At 36.6% G+C, this 15,493-nt stretch carries 15 protein-coding genes and 1 tRNA gene; 15 read left to right on the top strand and 1 reads right to left on the bottom strand.

What is annotated here, in order from left to right; translation table 11 throughout:
- Positions 1 to 37 precede the first annotated feature (37 nt).
- From EVJ47_01825 to ychF, 15 genes are all read left to right on the top strand, one after another.
- Positions 38 to 2,164, top strand: coding sequence for a 2Fe-2S iron-sulfur cluster binding domain-containing protein (locus EVJ47_01825; GenBank protein RZD15038.1), 2,127 nt, complete (start codon positions 38 to 40; stop codon positions 2,162 to 2,164).
- 70 nt (positions 2,165 to 2,234) lie between these two features.
- Positions 2,235 to 3,221: an NADH-quinone oxidoreductase subunit NuoH gene (nuoH, locus tag EVJ47_01820; GenBank protein RZD15037.1), complete on the top strand. Its 987-nt coding sequence runs from the start codon at positions 2,235 to 2,237 to the stop codon at positions 3,219 to 3,221.
- A gap of 6 nt (positions 3,222 to 3,227) precedes the next feature.
- Positions 3,228 to 3,743 (top strand): NADH-quinone oxidoreductase subunit I, encoded by a 516-nt coding sequence (locus EVJ47_01815; protein ID RZD15036.1) that lies wholly within the window; start codon positions 3,228 to 3,230, stop codon positions 3,741 to 3,743.
- 28 nt (positions 3,744 to 3,771) lie between these two features.
- The gene (locus EVJ47_01810) at positions 3,772 to 4,275 is read left to right on the top strand and encodes an NADH-quinone oxidoreductase subunit J (GenBank protein RZD15035.1); all 504 of its coding nucleotides are present in this window, start codon (positions 3,772 to 3,774) and stop codon (positions 4,273 to 4,275) included.
- A gap of 41 nt (positions 4,276 to 4,316) precedes the next feature.
- On the top strand, positions 4,317 to 4,616 hold the full coding sequence (nuoK, locus tag EVJ47_01805) for an NADH-quinone oxidoreductase subunit NuoK (GenBank protein ID RZD15034.1): 300 nt from the start codon (positions 4,317 to 4,319) through the stop codon (positions 4,614 to 4,616).
- 43 nt (positions 4,617 to 4,659) lie between these two features.
- Positions 4,660 to 6,543, top strand: a complete 1,884-nt coding sequence (locus EVJ47_01800) for an NADH-quinone oxidoreductase subunit L (protein ID RZD15033.1) — start codon at positions 4,660 to 4,662, stop codon at positions 6,541 to 6,543.
- Positions 6,544 to 6,590: 47 nt separating this feature from the next.
- Complete coding sequence (locus EVJ47_01795; protein ID RZD15032.1) at positions 6,591 to 8,132, top strand: NADH-quinone oxidoreductase subunit M; 1,542 nt, start codon at positions 6,591 to 6,593, stop codon at positions 8,130 to 8,132.
- Positions 8,125 to 9,705 carry an NADH-quinone oxidoreductase subunit N gene (locus EVJ47_01790; GenBank protein RZD15031.1) on the top strand — a complete coding sequence of 527 codons (1,581 nt, stop codon included), beginning with the start codon at positions 8,125 to 8,127 and terminating at the stop codon, positions 9,703 to 9,705. The genes EVJ47_01795 and EVJ47_01790 overlap by 8 nt, the downstream gene beginning before the upstream one ends.
- Positions 9,693 to 10,640: a 4-(cytidine 5'-diphospho)-2-C-methyl-D-erythritol kinase gene (ispE, locus tag EVJ47_01785; GenBank protein RZD15030.1), complete on the top strand. Its 948-nt coding sequence runs from the start codon at positions 9,693 to 9,695 to the stop codon at positions 10,638 to 10,640. Before EVJ47_01790 ends, ispE begins: the two co-directional genes overlap by 13 nt.
- Before the next feature lie 36 nt (positions 10,641 to 10,676).
- Complete coding sequence (spoVG, locus tag EVJ47_01780; protein RZD15029.1) at positions 10,677 to 10,940, top strand: septation regulator SpoVG; 264 nt, start codon at positions 10,677 to 10,679, stop codon at positions 10,938 to 10,940.
- 39 nt (positions 10,941 to 10,979) lie between these two features.
- Positions 10,980 to 11,054 (top strand) — tRNA-Gln (locus EVJ47_01775).
- Between the two features lie 153 nt (positions 11,055 to 11,207).
- Positions 11,208 to 12,155 carry a ribose-phosphate pyrophosphokinase gene (locus EVJ47_01770; protein ID RZD15539.1) on the top strand — a complete coding sequence of 316 codons (948 nt, stop codon included), beginning with the start codon at positions 11,208 to 11,210 and terminating at the stop codon, positions 12,153 to 12,155.
- A gap of 45 nt (positions 12,156 to 12,200) precedes the next feature.
- Entirely contained in the window at positions 12,201 to 12,830 is a 630-nt protein-coding gene (locus tag EVJ47_01765; protein RZD15028.1) for a 50S ribosomal protein L25, read from the top strand.
- Between the two features lie 20 nt (positions 12,831 to 12,850).
- Positions 12,851 to 13,450, top strand: coding sequence for an aminoacyl-tRNA hydrolase (locus EVJ47_01760; protein RZD15027.1), 600 nt, complete (start codon positions 12,851 to 12,853; stop codon positions 13,448 to 13,450).
- A 230-nt stretch (positions 13,451 to 13,680) separates the two neighbouring features.
- Entirely contained in the window at positions 13,681 to 14,781 is a 1,101-nt protein-coding gene (ychF, locus tag EVJ47_01755; protein ID RZD15026.1) for a redox-regulated ATPase YchF, read from the top strand.
- Here the strand turns inward: ychF and EVJ47_01750 are convergent.
- Positions 14,778 to 15,416: a MarC family protein gene (locus tag EVJ47_01750; GenBank protein ID RZD15025.1), complete on the bottom strand. Its 639-nt coding sequence runs from the start codon at positions 15,414 to 15,416 to the stop codon at positions 14,778 to 14,780. The two genes, ychF and EVJ47_01750, sit on opposite strands and share 4 nt — an antisense overlap.
- Between the last annotated feature and the right edge of the window lie 77 nt (positions 15,417 to 15,493).

Raw genomic sequence — 15,493 nt, 5'->3', positions numbered from 1 at the left:
AGCCATATATTTGTACATGTTTACAGGATTGAATTAAATGGATATCGAAATTACGATAAACGGCAAAAAAATAATGACTAAATCAGGTATTACCGTTCTTGAGGCCGCCGCCCAAAACGGTATAAAAATACCAACGCTTTGCTATCTTAAGAGGCTAAGACCTATCGGCTCATGCAGAATTTGCGTGGTTGAGGTTAAAGGAGTTAAAAATCCTCTTCCGTCTTGCGTCGCAAAAGTAAAAGAAGGGTATGAAATTTTAACCGATACCGAAAAACTATGGAAAGTGAGAAAAGAAGTAATGTCGCATCTTCTATTGGATCATCCTCTTGATTGTCCCGTTTGCGATAAATCCGGCGAATGCAGTTTACAGGATTTATCTTTTGAATTTGGCATCACAACCCAGAAAAATGAAAAGATTTTTCCTGATAGAACGCATATATTTAAAAGCGATATTATCGAATATCATGCTACGAGGTGCGTGCTGTGCTCAAGGTGTATTAGGGTATGCACAGATATGTACGGGAATCCGTTTTATCAAATCAAAGACAAAGGGTATAACGGTTACATCGGTTTAAAACAAGACGATAAATTGGAAATGGGCGCAATTCCATCCGAGAACTGCGGGTTTATGGAAATTAAGCCGGAGGTAAATTATTTAGATTGCTATTATTGCGGGAATTGTATCGAAGTCTGTCCCGTCGGCGCATTAATTTCAAAACCTTCGAAGTTTAAAGAAAGGTACTGGCAGGTGTCGCCCTTTTCATCCGTCTGCGATAAATGTTCCGCCGCATGCAGGATTGAGTATTACAGGTATGATAAAGAAGAATCTTTGGTCAGAACTGCTTCTTTATTCGGCGGATATTTGTGCCGCTCCGGATTTTTTTACGAGGGTATCGGAAAATCGGACGGCTATTATATTCAAGCCCCCATTATTAAAAAGAAATCTATGCCGAAAGAAACAGGCATTGAAGATGCAATAAATGAGTTTGTTTTAAGAATTAAAAATATTTCCGGAAAAAACGGCATGGAAAATACCGCAGTTTTAGTATCCCCGGGTATTTCCACAAATGATGGGTTCGTAATTTCTAATTTTGTGAAATATATTTTAAAACCCGCCTATTTCGATATAGCCGAACCGGAATTTTATAGGGAGAACTTTAATAAATTTAAAACCGTTTTTAAAAACGAAGAAAACTTCGAGATTAAAGCCGTACAAAATTCCGATGTAATATTGTATATCGGCTCTATAGAGGATGAAATTCCGTATGTTTCATATAACATTATGAAAACACACAGGGAACATGGAGGAAAACTTTTACTTGTAAATATTAAAAAACAAGTAAATCCTGTTTTAACAAGATTTGAGGATATTGCACATATAAGGAAGGATATAGAGTTATCTGAAATACACTATTTCTTAAATAGTCTAAGATTAAATCTTTACGATTACGGCTTTAAAAAAGATGATGAAATGGACAGTCAGCTAAACAGGGTATCCAAAAATATTCTTAAGTCAAATTCTATTTCCATTATAATCGGCGACTTTCCAATGTCGGCTTATAATATGGGTAAAGATTTTCTTGCTATTAAAGAAATGGTCGAATTTTTGAGGGATGAACAAAAAATAGTATATGTTTATCCTCTTATGAAGCCTTTTAATTATAGAGGACTTGAAAGCGCGGGGGTAAACCCCTCTAATCTTTTAGGTTTTAATTCTATATATTCGGGATTTGATGCGGGGAAAATAAAAAATCTCATTTATATAGGCGACCCTATAAGTAATTACATAACTAAAGAATTGACTAAATATATAACGGATTTAGAGTTTTTAGCCGTTTTTTCTTCTAAGGCGAGCATATTATCTACTATGGCGGATGTCGTTATACCGGTGTACGATTTTCTTGAATCAAAAGATGCGTTCTATGAAAATTTTGAGGGTAAAAAGATACATTTGGATAATGAATTTGATTTGGGCGTATATAGAAGCGATATTTTAGATTTTTTAACCTTAATCTCAAACAAATTAGGATATTCGTTTAATTATATAAAGAATGAATTGTCCGAGTTCGTTAAATCGTTAAAGTTAGAGAATGCAACATATTACAATAAGATTAAAACTAAAAGTAAATTTTATTATAACGATAAAACTAAGTTATATTATTAATTAAAAATAGTTGTTGTGGTATTATGTAAATACTGTAACAATTCTAAATTTATTTTAATAAGCAAAGATTATGATATTTTGGCTTATAGCAGAGATTATAAAAATATTAATCGTTTTCGCGGGTTTGCTTGCGGCGGCGGCTTATCTGACACTTTTAGAGCGTAAGGTGGCGGCGAAAATCCAAAACAGAATGGGTCCTATGGAAGCGGGATTTCATGGGTTATTGCAGCCGATAGCGGATGGAATAAAACTTTTTTTTAAGGAGGATATTATACCCGCGGATGCCGATAAGATTTTGTTTCTTTTGGCCCCTATAATAGTGGTTATTCCTGCGCTGACTACATTCGCGGTTATACCGTTCGGCGCGCCTGTTAAGATTCTGGGGCATACCGTTCCGCTTCAGATTACGGATGTAAATATCGGAATACTTTTTATTTTAGCATTGTCATCGCTCGGGATTTACGGAGTGGTTTTGGGGGGTTGGGCTTCCAACAGCAAATATTCATTGCTTGGAGGAATACGTACGGCGGCTCAAATGATCAGCTATGAAATTCCCCTTGTCCTTTCTATTATTGGAGTAATAATGATCGCGGGGGATTTGAGTTTATCCAGAATAGTTTCCGAGCAGTCGCATATCTGGTTTATAGTTTATCAGCCTGTAGGCTTTATAATTTATTTGATTGCTTCCACGGCTGAAATGAATAGAGTTCCTTTCGATTTAGGAGAGGCGGAGGGAGAGCTTGTCGCCGGGTTTCACACGGAATATTCAAGTATGGAGTTTGCGTTCTATTTTATCGGCGAGTATGCCCAAATAGTAGTTAATAGCGCGATAATAGTTACTTTGTTTTTAGGAGGATGGCAGGGTCCTTTCCTTCCTTCGGTTTTATGGTTTTTAATAAAGCTTTTTTTTGTCGTACTTATTTATTTATGGTTAAGATGGACATATCCAAGGTTAAGGTATGACGAACTCATGGATTTTGGATGGAAGTTTTTATTGCCGCTGGCATTGGCTAACATTATAGTTACCGGTTTTATAATGATATTAATAAACAAATAAAATAATATGGATACTAAGAAACAGGAAAATTCTATTATAGAAATTTCTAAAAATTTATTGGTGGGGTTAAAGACTACGATAAAGACCTTTTTTAATAAACCCGTAACCTTTCAATACCCGAGAGAAAGGCTTGAAATAGCCGAAAGATTCAGAGCCTTTCCCAAACTTAATGTAAATAAAGACGGGTCGTTAAGGTGCGTTGCATGTTTTTTATGCCAGACCGTATGTCCGTCGGAGGCCATTAAAATAAAATCAGGATATGTAGATTACGGCGACAATCACGAACTTACGGAGAGGCAAAAGCATAATCATAGCTTAGACAAGCTTGCGCATAATACATTTAATGACGGAAGAAGGCATCCGTCGTCTTTTGATATCGATTTATTAAGATGTATCTGCTGCGGCTATTGCGAAGAGATTTGCCCTGAAGAAGCAATAAGCATGGGAAGTAATTATGAAGTAGCTTTTTATACGCGGGACGAAGGAATTTACGGGGTAGAAAAGTTAATAGAATCCAGATAAATATTAATAATTTATTAAGAGGATAATTTTGGAAGCGCTTTTTTATATTTTTTCAATTATAGCTGTTTTTTCGGCGTTAATGGTCATATCGATGAAAAACCCTTTAACTTCCGCCTTATATTTAGTGCTTTGCTTTTTTGCTCTTGCCGGTTTTTATGTCCTGTTAGATATGCAGTTTCTTGCGGCCATGCAAATCCTTGTTTATGCCGGGGCTATTATGGTATTGGTTGTATTGGTTATCATGCTGCTCAATCTTTCAAAAATAAAAAAAATTAAAATGGATTTGCACCAGATATTCATAGCGGGGGTAATTTTTATAATTTTATTGGCGGAAATAACCATTTATATTATTAACGGTTACCCAAAAAAACCGACGGGTATTTATACGCATGCTTTAATTAATAAAATTGGGAATACGCAGATATTAGGCGAATTTTTATTTACAAAGTATATATTTCCGTTCGAAGTTGCATCTGTTCTTTTATTGGTCGCCATAATCGGCGCCTATCTATTTGCCAAAAAGAAATCTTAATTGAATTAACTAAATTTAAATAATTTTAATTTATAATAAAAATGTCGATAAACGGTTATTTAATAGTTGCGGGAATAATTTTTTGCATCGGGATGCTCGGCGTTTTAATGCGCAAAAACTTAATAGTAATATTTATGAGTTTGGAGTTAATGTTTAATGCCGCCAATTTGGGATTCGTTGCCGTTTCAAACTACCTTAATCTTATAGACGGAGACATTTTCGTTATTTTTGTGATGGTCGTGGCCGCCGCCGAAGCCGCAATAGCCCTTGGCATTGCCGTTGCGTTTTACAGGGAAAAGGGAACGGTCGATATAGATAAGGCAAATGAATTAAAATTATAAGCCACATTCAATATAAACATAAAAGTATAAAAGGGTATTCTTGATGGACGCAAAATTTATAATTACATGGCTGATACCGTTATTTCCCTTTGCGGGCTGGTTTCTCTGGGGATTATTTGGAAAATATTTCAAGGGGTATTCCGGTTATATAGCAAGTTCTTTTGTAGTAATATCCTTTATTCTTTCTTCCGTTTTGTTTTTTATCGTTTCATATACGCATGGATTTACGACCACGCTTTATCCCTGGATTCATGCGGCAAACTTTAAGGCAGGGGTATCTGCGGTCATAGACAGGCTTTCCGTCGTGATGCTCGTTATGGTTACGGGGGTAAGCGCCCTCGTGCATATATATTCGATAGGATATATGAAGGATGACAAGGGTTTTGCGAGATATTTTTCGTTCTTAAATCTTTTTGTTTTCTCCATGATAATGCTCGTAATTTCCAATAACCTGTTGCTTTTATATGTATTCTGGGAAGCTGTCGGGTTTTGTTCGTATATCCTGATTGGGTTCTGGTACGAGAAGAAATCCGCTTCGGATGCGGGGAAAAAAGCCTTTATAGTTAATAGAGTGGGAGACTTCGGGTTTGCGGTCGGCATTTTTTTGTTATTTGTCACTACGGGAACCCTCAATTATGAAACTATATTCAAAATGATTCCGTCCATTCCGTCCATTACCGTTACGATTATCGCTTTGCTGCTATTCGCGGGAGCCGTTGGAAAATCGGCGCAATTCCCTCTGCATGTGTGGCTGCCGGATGCGATGGAGGGACCTACCCCGGTCAGCGCATTAATTCATGCGGCTACCATGGTTACCGCCGGCGTTTATATGATTGCAAGATTTCATGTAATCTTTTCATATTCGCAATTTGCATCCGAAGTTGTTTTAACGATTGGGACGCTTACCGCATTTTTGGCCGCATTTATAGCTTTGACGCAGTTCGATATTAAAAGGATTATAGCATATTCAACCATAAGCCAATTGGGATATATGTTCATGGCCGTGGGCATTGGTTCTTATACGGCAGGAATATTTCATCTTATCTCGCATGCGGTTTTTAAAGGGCTGCTATTTTTAACCGCGGGCAGTGTAATGCATGGACTTGCAGGCGAGTTAGACTTAAGAAAGATGGGCGGGCTATATTCAAAGATGAAAACTACCGCTATTACATTCATAGTCGGCGGCCTTGCCCTTTCCGGCATACCCCCTTTTTCCGGATTTTTTAGTAAAGACGCAATATTGGCGGATGTTTACAATAAGGGTTTCTATTTTGCATGGGTAATTGGAGAAATTACCGCTTTAATGACCGCTTTTTATATTTTTAGATTAATATTCACGGCTTTTTTTGGAGAATCTAATCTAGATCCAAAGGTGCATGTCCATGAATCTCCGAAAATTATGACGATTCCCATGATAATACTGGCATCGCTTGCCTTAATAATCGGGTTTCTGGGTATCCCCCCATTTAATAATTCCGTATTTTATAGTTTTTTACATGTTGATTTCAAAAACTCATATAACTTTGCCCCATTCGTCAACAATACTCCGTGGTACATTTTAAGCCTCATATCTGTTTTGGTAGGGCTTCTTGGAATATTTATAGCCTATCTTTTATATATCAAAAAGGCTATTGACCCTGAAAAGATTAAAAATATTTTTAAGCCTATATACGCATTGTCCTATAACAAGGTTTATATCGATGAGATATATAATGCAATAATTGTCAAGCCGACCCTGAGCTTTTCCAATTTTTTATGGAAGGTTGTAGATGTTTTAATTATTGACGGAGCTGTTAACGGTATTGCATCAGGTTTTGCATTTTTTGGGGTTAAAGCAAAAAGAATCCAAAACGGCATGTTAATGAGTTATATTTTAACTCTGACTATCGGGGTTGCCGCATTGCTTTTTTATTTTTTTATCAGGTGATTTAAGCATATATTAATTTAATAACGGTTTAACGAAGGTTAACGAATATGGATTTCTTTATAAAATATCTTTTGTCTATATTGATTTTTTTTCCATTGGCTTCGGTTATTTTATTAATGTTTATTAATAAAAAAAATGAAGGATTATTAAGAAATCTTGCCTCAATTTTATCCCTTGTAGAATTTATTTTTTCGGTTTATCTTTTTGTTTATTTTAAACCGGATACATATAAATTCCAATTTGTCGAAAAATTAAACTGGATAAGCACATTCGGCGCGTCATATTTTTTGGGGATAGACGGCGTAAGCCTGTTCTTAATTTTATTAACGACCCTTTTAACATTTGTTTCCCTCATTTCAAGCTATAGATATATAAAAGACCATGTAAAGGAATTTGTCATATTGATGCTGATACTCGAAACATTTATGATTGGAACATTTGCGTCGTTAGATGTTCTTTTATTTTATTTATTCTGGGAATTCATGCTGATTCCTATGTATTTTATTATCGGAATGTGGGGAACGGGCAGAAGGGTGTATTCGGCCGTCAAATTTGTCCTGTACACATTGTCGGGGTCGCTTATAATGTTATTCGGGTTAATTTATATCTTTATACTTCATTACGATCAGACGGGAAATTTTACATTTAATATCTTGAGATTATATAATACTCATATACCGATTAATCTTCAAATATTGCTATTTATCGCTTTATTTTTGGGTTTTGCGATTAAGATACCGGTTTTTCCATTTCACACATGGCTTCCGGATGCCCATACCGAAGCCCCTACAGCGGGCAGCGTCATACTTGCGGGTGTTCTTTTAAAATTTGGGGTTTATGGATTTTTCAGGTTTGCGATGCCTCTTTTGCCCGGCGCAACTTTAATGCTTGCGCCGATAGTTATTATTATCGGAGTTATAGGGGTTCTATACGGGGCATTAGTTTCTATAGTTCAAAAGGATTTAAAGCGATTGGTGGCATTTTCAAGTGTTTCGCATATGGGTTTTATAATGCTGGGCTTATTTGCAATGTCCGCAATTAGCGTGGATGGTTCTATCCTTCAACTTTTAAACCATGGGATTACCACCGGAGCGCTATTTCTTTTCGTAGGAATGCTTTACGAGAGGGCGCATACGAGGCAAATTGCGGATTTTGGCGGTATTGCAAAAAAAGCCCCGATACTTACTACACTTTTTATGATTTCCGTTCTGGCGTCCATCGGACTACCCGGTTTAAACGGTTTTGTGGGGGAATTTTTAATATTGGTCGGGTCTTTTAATCATTATATGCTTTTAACGATAATTGCCACAAGCGGAATAATTTTTGCGGCGGTTTACCTGTTATGGATGTTCCAGCGGGTTATGTTTCAAGGCATCACAAACCCTCAAATAGAAAGTTTTCAGGACATGGATTTAAGGGAAATTATTACGGTTTTACCGTTAATATTGCTGATGTTTCTTATAGGATTTTATCCCGCGCCGTTTTTAGAAAGAATTGATCCTACGGTGGTACATTTTCTCGGCATGATAAGCCGTCATGGATATATTCACAATTTAATTAAATTAAAGATGGGGTTGTCCAATGCTTGATGTATCGCAAGTATATAATATTAATTTTTTGGAAGAAGGCATGCTAAGCGTAATACCTGAGGCTATTATTATAATTTTTGCCTTTATAGTTCTTTTTCTTACTTTTTTTGAAAAACTTTCAAAAAGTGATAATCCATATTATCTTTCCCTTATAAGCATTGGTTTTTCCATGCTTTATATTTTAATGTTGTCAGGGAGGACAATAGACGGTTTTTATGGCTCTATTGTTTTCAACAGGTTCTCCGTATTTTTATTTATCGGCATCCTTTTTTCAGGTTTTTTAACAATCTTGATGTCAAACAATTATATAAATAATTTTGAAGTACCGCTTCCCGAATATTATAGCCTTATTTTATTCGGGGTAGCCTCGATGATGCTTTTGGTATCATCGAATAATCTTATTATGGTGTTTTTGTCTATCGAATTTATGTCTATTACCGCATATATTCTCACAGGCTATTTAAAGGGAAACGCAAGAAGCACCGAAGCTGCATTAAAATATTTTGTGCTCGGGACTTTTGCATCCGCGTTTTTAATTTTTGGATCAGTATTTATTTATGCCGCTACAGGCCATCTAAATTTGTATAATATCCATTTTTTTATCGTTAATATTGCAAGCAAAGGATTGGTAAATTTTGACAATATAAAGATTTATCTTGCTATAGGACTGATTTTATTCTTAGTGGGGCTTGCATTTAAAATGTCGCTTTTTCCGTTTCATGCATGGACGCCGGATGCTTATGACGGAGCTCCCACGCCGGTTACTAATTTTATGGCAACAGGTGTTAAAATAGCGGCTTTTGCAATTTTTTTAAGAATATTTTCCCTTATTTATAATTTTAATATAATGAACTTTAATAATATATTATGGTTGCTTGCTATACTTTCGATGTCATTTGGAAATATTGCGGCTCTTATGTCCTCAAATATTAAAAGGCTGCTGGCATATTCGTCCATAGCGCAAGCAGGCTATATACTCGTGGGGATTATAGGCGGCGGATATTACGGATATTCCGGAACCCTTTTTTATTTATTGGCGTATGTTTTTATGACAGCCGGGGCATTCGCGGTTGTCATTATATTTGAAAATTTTGATTTAATGTCTTTAGACATTAAGAAATATTCGGGCATCGGATATAAGTACCCTGTCGTTGCAGCCGCCATGACATTTTTTCTTTTATCTTTGGCTGGAATCCCTGTCACTTCAGGCTTTATGGGAAAATTTTACGTGTTTTCGGCGGCAATTAAATCAAGATATAACCTGCTGGTCTTAATAGCCTTTATTAACAGCGCTTTTGCCGCATTTTACTACATAAAGATAATAGTACAGATGTATATGCCTGAGAAGGAAGAATTAATTGCATCGCCAAATGGGGTACAGAGAGGCGGCATGGCCGGCGGAGCCGATACAGGTAAGCCCTCCAGCGATTTCGGCATTGTTAACGGTAAAATAAACGAAGGATTAATGATAGTAATTTTTATCTGCCTATTTTTTACATTGCTAATGGGTATTTATCCGCAATTATTTATAAATTTTGCGCATAATTCCATAAGTTCGTTATGGAACATCTGAACCGTTATTTTAAGGATTACGAAAAGCTAACCCCCCCTGATTCAACAAGTTTCTGCTATCATGCCCCCGCCAAAGTTAATTTTTCATTAAAGATAGGCGAAAAGGGGTCCAATAATCTTCATAAAATTCAATCTTTAATGCGTAAAATTGGAATTTTTGATAAAATTTCTTTTAAATTTACGGATGGTTGCTATGAAATTTCCGTTATTTCCGGCAAAATACTAAAGAAAGATATTTTTAAATCAGGATTAGAATCTATTGCAAACTTGGACAACATAATTATAAAAGCGGCTAAAATTTATTTTGAAAAATTAAATATTAAAGATAAAGGCATCGATGTTTTAATAGAAAAGAATATCCCTCTTAAAGCGGGATTAGGCGGCGGATCAAGCGACGGCGCGGGGATGTTACTAAAGTTAAATGAAATATTCGGGGGGGCATTTAGTCTCCGTGAATTGCAAGAATTAGCCTTTGAATTGGGGTCGGATGCCCCCTTTTTTTTAACTAAGGGCGATGCAATTATAACGGGGTTTGGAGAAAATATTTACGAAATCCCCGAGGCGGCATTGCCAAAATACTTTATTGTAATCATAATTCCTGATTTTGGAATAGGCACAAAAGAGGCATATAATTATTTTGACGATTTTTTATTGACAAATAACCTAAATTATTATAATATTCAATACTTAGATTTTAAAAATATAAAATTTGAAAACGATTTCGAGGCCGTAATATTTAGAAAGTATCCGATGCTCAAGGAAATTAAGGATTCTATGATGCGGCGTGGCGCCGAAGTATCCCTTTTATCGGGAAGCGGTTCCACTGTTTTTGGCGCATTTAAAAGCAAAGAAAAGGCGGTAGCATATCTGGCTAATTTAGAGTCAGCTCCTTTTAATAGAAGGATAGTATCAGGTTCTTTGGCAACAACTTTATAAATTATTTACGCAACTTATCTTATTTGGAGGTTTGCTATGCAAGTTACTGAAGTTAATGTGTTTCCTGTTGATGAAGAAAAACTAAAAGCCTATGTTACTATCACCTTTGATAACTGTTTTGTTGTCAGAGACCTTAAAATAATAAACGGCAAGGAAGGTTTGTTCGTTGCAATGCCGAGCAAAAAAAGAAAGGACGGAACATTTAAAGATACGGCTCATCCGTTAAATAATGAAACAAGAGATATGATAGAATCGGTTGTGCTTAGCGCGTATGAAGCCGCTATAAATAGCCAGGATTAGCATTAAAATCCCAAAATCCTCTTTAATTTTATTTAAAATTGGGGCGTCGACAAGCGGCAAGTCACAGGATTTTGATTCCTGCATTCGGAGGTTCGAATCCTCCCGCCCCAGCCAGCATAATGTATGACGAAAGCAGTAAGTAAGATTAACAATATTACCGGTTGGGCGATCATGAGTATATCTTTGACCGCGTGCTTATAAAAGCCGAAGGCTTTTATGGCGGCAAAGATGCGAATCATCCTCCCGCCCCAGCCAAAAGGAAAAATTATGCTCGATAGATTAAAACTGTTCGCGGGTAATTCAAATATAGATTTGGCGAAAAAAATGGCCGAATATCTTTGTATATCTCTTGGAGATGCCGAGGTTTATAATTTTAGCGACGGTGAAACATTTATAAACATAAGCGAAAATGTCCGCGGGTATGATGTTTTTTTAGTTCAATCAACATCAAACCCTGTCGATAAAAACCTTATGGAGCTTTTAATAATGATTGACGCTATGAAAAGGGCATCGGCAAAAAGGGTAACAGCTGTTATTCCTTATTACGGGTATGCAAGACAGGATAGAAAGACAGCCTCGAGAGTGCCGATCACTGCTAAGTTAGTGGCGGACATTATAACTACCGCAGGCGCGGACAGGGTTTTATCAATGGATTTGCATGCGGGACAGATTCAGGGTTTTTTTAATATTCCGGTTGACCATTTATATGCCGTTCCTGTTTTGATGAAATATATAAACGAAAAAAATTTGGACCCTGCCGATATGGTAGTGGTTTCTCCAGATGCGGGGGCGGTGGAAAGGGCAAGAGCATTTGCAAAGCATTTAAACTCAAACCTTGCTATTATCGATAAAAGAAGAGTAAAGGCAAATGTTGCCGAAATAATGAATGTTATCGGGGATGTTAAAAATAAAACCGCCATTATGCTGGACGATATGATAGATACTGCAGGCACGATTACTCAGGGAGCGGCTGCGCTTTCCGAGAACGGGGCAAGCGAGATAATTGCAATGGCGACGCACGGCGTTCTTTCGGGCGAGGCAATGAATAAAATAGATAATTCGCCGATAAAAGAACTGATAATTACCGATACTATAAACCAAAAGAACAGGCGGGAATTATCAAATAAAATTAAAGTTTTAAGTGTTGCAAATCTTTTGGCTGAAGCGGTTAAAAGGATTTATGACGAGGATTCGGTCAGTTCGCTTTTTATTTAGAATAATTTTTATAAAACGAAAATATAAGATAAAAGGAGATATTCATTGGAAATAATTAATTTGAATGTGAACGCGAGAAACAAAGAGGACAATGTTAAATCCCTGAGAAACCAGGGACTTATTCCTGCCGTGATATACGGAAGAAATTTAGATTCTTTAAGGATTTTATTAAACTACAAAGATTTTACTAAAACTTTTGCAAATCATTCCATCTCATCTTTTATTAACATGGCAAGCAAGGAAGATAAGGTTAACGGAAAAACCGCAGTGATCAAGGAGATTCAAAAGGATCCTGTAACGGATAATATTATCCATATCGACTTTCATGAAGTATCTATGGATGAGAAGATTGAGATAGAAGCGGCTATTCACTTTATAGGCAAGCCGGAAGGCGTGAAACTCGGAGGTATTCTAGAGCCACTTATGAGGCATATTGCAATTAAGGGTTATCCTAAAGATATAATCGATACTATAAATATTGATGTGGCATCCCTTCAGATAGGGGATATTATCCATGTCAAGGATTTAAAGCTAAGCGAGGGTATCGAGATAATGGCTGATGAGGATGCGCCTATTGTTACGGTTGCAGAACCCGCGGTAGAAGAGGTAGCCGCTCAACCCGAAGTTCAGGAGGAAGCGCCTGCCCAAACCACGCAAACTCAACCAAAGGCTTAATATAATATAGCCAATGAAAAATGACCTCTGATGTATTTATATTCGGTCTCGGAAATCCCGGGCAGGAATACTCTTTTTCCCGGCATAATTTTGGATTTATTGCCTTAGATAGCTTTTCTAAAGAATACGATTTCCCTGCTTTCAGTCATAAAAAAAATTACCTGATTTCAAATAAGACCGTATCGGATAAAAATGTTTATTTAATCAAGCCGCTTACATATATGAATTTAAGCGGAAAAGCCGTAAAAGAAGCGCTAAATAAGCATGGCATTTTTAAAATATCGGATAATAGCGGCACTTCAAACATTATTTTAATTCACGACGACCTTGACCTTGGTTTTGGAAGCTATAAAATTAAGTTCGGGGGCAGCGGCGGCTCGCATAACGGCGTTAATTCGGTAATAAATTCGCTTCAGAGCAAAAATTTTATTCGCGTAAAATTGGGCATTAACTCTTCGGACAGAACCAAATTTGATGCCGGGGCAGATTATGTCCTGTCGAATTTTTCGAAAGAAGAAATTAAAAAAATTCCGGATATTTTAAAAATCATAAATGAAATTCTGTTAGTTATTATATCGGACGGGCTTACAAAGGCGATGAATGCTTTTTCCCGTAAATAAAAAATAAAGCAATAATAATATTATTACCCAAATCCCGATTTAGAATTTTATATTCTGGATTCCTGCCTACGCAGGAATGACAATTATGGAATTTAGCCTTTCACCCAACGGGTGTCATTCCCGCGAAAGCGGGAATCCAGATTTACTTAGCATTGGAATATATAAATATTTTCTAAATCTGGATTTGGGTTATTATTCTACAAGATGCAATTTGAAACGAGGTTGAGGATATGGGACTTAAATGCGGCATAGTAGGACTTCCGAATGTCGGGAAGTCAACTATATTTAATGCTATTACCTCCGGATGCGCCGAAGCCAGCAACTACCCCTTTTGCACAATAGATCCTAATGTTGGCATAAAACCGATTAACGATAAAAGGCTTTATAAGCTTAAGGAAATGGTTAACCCTGAAAAGGTTACGCCGACTTATGTCGAATTTGTAGATATTGCGGGGCTGACAAAAGGAGCTTCGGCAGGCGAAGGACTCGGGAATAAGTTTCTTTCGCATATCAGAAATGTCGATTTGATTATACAGGTAATAAGAGTTTTTAAAGAAAGTTCGGTCGTGCATGTGGAAGGGGCAATTAATCCCGTCAGGGATCTTGAGATTATTAATACCGAGCTTGCCTTAAGCGATATAGAGATTCTTTCCAAACATATTCAAAAACTTGAAAAAATGGCCAAAAGCGGGGATAAAACCGCATTGTCCAGCCTAGATTTTTTAAAAAATATTAATAAGCAGCTTTCCGAAACAGGCAATATAATTAATAAAGAATTTGGCGAAACCGAAAAAAGCCTTTTAAAATCTTTAGGTATTATATCGGCGAAACCTGTCATATATGTTCTTAATGTCGATGAACAAATGCTGTCCAAAGATTTTTCCAATAATGAGATAGATGGAATATTAAATATTGCAAAACCGGAAAATATACCCGTAATAAAGTTGTGCGCAAAGTTAGAAGAAGAATTGTCAACTTTAAGCCCTGAGGATAAGGACGCTTTTTTAAAAGATTACGGTCTCGAATCCTCCGCTTTAGACATCGTTGCCTCTATCAGCTTCAGGCTTTTAGGCCTGATTTCATTTTTTACTGCAGGAAAGCAGGAGGTCAGGGCGTGGGAGATAAAAAACGGCTGGAAGGCGCCGCAAGCCGCAGGGACGATCCATTCTGATTTCGAAAAGGGTTTTATAAGGGCGGAAGTTATATCTTACGATGACTTTATAAAGGCAGGGTCGGAATCTAATGCGGCAAGAATGGGTCTTTTAAGGCTCGAGGGCAAGGATTATGTCGTTAAAGACGGCGATATAATGCACTTCAGGTTTAATGTTTAACGCAACGGATGCGTAATGTTTTTTATGTAAATCGATATGGTATTAATAATTCCTACCCGCATCATCATAACGGCGTAGGCCGCAAGCAAAAGCGCCGCTAACTTTCCGGCTGCGTTAGAACCTGTTTTTCCAAGGTATTTTAAAATTGTTCTTGTATTTTTTAAAACAACATAAACGATTAAAAGGTTAATAATAAATGAAATCGTGATTACAAAATAGCCATAAATGCCTGTCAGAATTAAAAGAGTGGTTAAAACCCCAGGTCCGACAATCAAAGGAACGCCTATGGGAACAACTCCTAAATCCGCCTTAATGGCTCCGGCAAATAGTTTAGGTTTTTCGGAAATCAGGTTATTTATGGATATTATCAGTAAAAGTATGCCCCCCGCTATTTCAAAATCGTAAATAGATATGCCCATAACGGCAAATAGGGATTTTCCCAGTAAAAGAAACCCGATACCTACGCTAAAGGCTGTGATTAGCGAGTTTTTTCTAATATTTTTTTCTTCATCCATGCTTGTATCTTTTACGAAATCTAAATAAATAGGCAGGACGCCGAAGATGTCTATAGCGACAAATAGAGGTATTAAGGCAAGCAATACATCTTTAGAAAAAATTAGAATAATGTTTGACATATATTTGCTATAAGCTATATTATTAATGAACTGTTTAAATAATTATAATACAATTTTTACAACAATTATATTTTTAT

The organism is Candidatus Acidulodesulfobacterium ferriphilum, from assembly GCA_004195035.1.
Lineage (GTDB): Bacteria > SZUA-79 > SZUA-79 > Acidulodesulfobacterales > Acidulodesulfobacteraceae > Acidulodesulfobacterium > Acidulodesulfobacterium ferriphilum.
This window is presented reverse-complemented; position numbering and strand designations above follow the sequence as displayed.

Coding starts and splice junctions, on each gene's coding strand:
- ychF (RZD15026.1), top strand. CDS start 13,681: ATGGGACTTAAATGCGGCATAGTAGGACTTCCGAATGTCGGGAAGTCA.
- EVJ47_01815 (RZD15036.1), top strand. CDS start 3,228: ATGGATACTAAGAAACAGGAAAATTCTATTATAGAAATTTCTAAAAAT.
- spoVG (RZD15029.1), top strand. CDS start 10,677: ATGCAAGTTACTGAAGTTAATGTGTTTCCTGTTGATGAAGAAAAACTA.
- EVJ47_01750 (RZD15025.1), bottom strand. CDS start 15,416: ATGTCAAACATTATTCTAATTTTTTCTAAAGATGTATTGCTTGCCTTA.
- EVJ47_01760 (RZD15027.1), top strand. CDS start 12,851: ATGACCTCTGATGTATTTATATTCGGTCTCGGAAATCCCGGGCAGGAA.
- ispE (RZD15030.1), top strand. CDS start 9,693: ATGGAACATCTGAACCGTTATTTTAAGGATTACGAAAAGCTAACCCCC.
- EVJ47_01825 (RZD15038.1), top strand. CDS start 38: ATGGATATCGAAATTACGATAAACGGCAAAAAAATAATGACTAAATCA.
- nuoK (RZD15034.1), top strand. CDS start 4,317: ATGTCGATAAACGGTTATTTAATAGTTGCGGGAATAATTTTTTGCATC.
- EVJ47_01800 (RZD15033.1), top strand. CDS start 4,660: ATGGACGCAAAATTTATAATTACATGGCTGATACCGTTATTTCCCTTT.
- nuoH (RZD15037.1), top strand. CDS start 2,235: ATGATATTTTGGCTTATAGCAGAGATTATAAAAATATTAATCGTTTTC.
- EVJ47_01795 (RZD15032.1), top strand. CDS start 6,591: ATGGATTTCTTTATAAAATATCTTTTGTCTATATTGATTTTTTTTCCA.
- EVJ47_01770 (RZD15539.1), top strand. CDS start 11,208: ATGCTCGATAGATTAAAACTGTTCGCGGGTAATTCAAATATAGATTTG.
- EVJ47_01790 (RZD15031.1), top strand. CDS start 8,125: ATGCTTGATGTATCGCAAGTATATAATATTAATTTTTTGGAAGAAGGC.